We start from the raw sequence: 982 nt of genomic DNA, 5'->3' as shown, positions 1-982 counted from the left end.
GTTCGGGGCAAGAGTTTTGCAATCCATTGATTTCTCGCTGACCGCCTTCGGGCGGTCATCTGCTTTTCAGGACTGGCCATGACCATCGCCCATCTCGTCACCCATTCCGGCGGCTTTCACGCCGACGAGCTTCTCTCGTCGGTCATCCTGACCCGGCTTTTCCCGCAGGCCCGGATCCTGCGGACGCGCGACGCCGATTGGACCAGCCCCGCGCCGGATCGGGTGATCTATGACGTCGGGCGCGACTACGACCCCGCGCGGCTGATCTTCGACCACCACCAGAAGAACCCGCCGCTGCGCGATGATGGCCAGCCCTACAGCTCTTTCGGGCTGATCTGGCGGCATTTCGGCCGGGATTACCTGCGCGCCTTCGGCCTGCCCGAAAGGGACGTGGACGCGATCCACGCTGCCTTCGATGCGGATTTCGTGCTGCCCATCGATCTGGTGGATAACGGCGCGCTGTCGCCGACCGGGCCGCTTGCGGACCTGTCGCTGCCCCTGCTGCTGGAGAGCCTGAAACCCGTCTTCGACGACTGCACCCCCGAGGCGGATGACCGGGCCTTCGACCGGGCGCTGGTCATCGCGCGCGCCTTTGTCGAGGCCGCGATCGCCCGCAAGGCCGCCAAGCTGCGGGCCGAGGCCGTGGTGATGGAGGCCATCGCCGCCGCAGGTGACAGTGCGATCCTGGAACTGCCGATGGGCATGCCCTTCCGCGCGGCCATCGAAAAGGCGGGCGCCGATCACCTGTTGTTCGTCGTGCATCCCCGCGACACGGACTGGGCGATCACCGGCATCCGCCGCGATCCCGAGGGCTTCGCGCAGCGCGCCGACCTGCCGCAGGCCTGGGCGGGCCTCACCGACGCCGCGTTCGAGGCCGCCTCGGGCGTTCCCGGCGCGCGCTTTTGCCACAATGCCCGGTTCATCGCGGTCGCGGCAAATCGGCGGGCTGCCCTGCAGCTTGCGGCCATCGCGGTTCGGGAGG

At 68.3% G+C, this 982-nt stretch carries 1 protein-coding gene; it reads left to right on the top strand.

Going from position 1 to position 982, the window contains the following annotated elements; genetic code table 11:
* Positions 1-78: 78 nt before the first annotated feature.
* Positions 79-982 (top strand): MYG1 family protein (locus ACTZWU_RS16700; RefSeq protein ID WP_444738488.1); only part of this gene is annotated, 904 nt, incomplete at its 3' end.

It is taken from the genome of Paracoccus sp. NSM (assembly GCF_052379855.1).
GTDB lineage: Bacteria > Pseudomonadota > Alphaproteobacteria > Rhodobacterales > Rhodobacteraceae > Paracoccus.
Note: the sequence above shows the minus strand (reverse complement) of the source record. Positions and strands in the feature narration are given on the sequence as shown.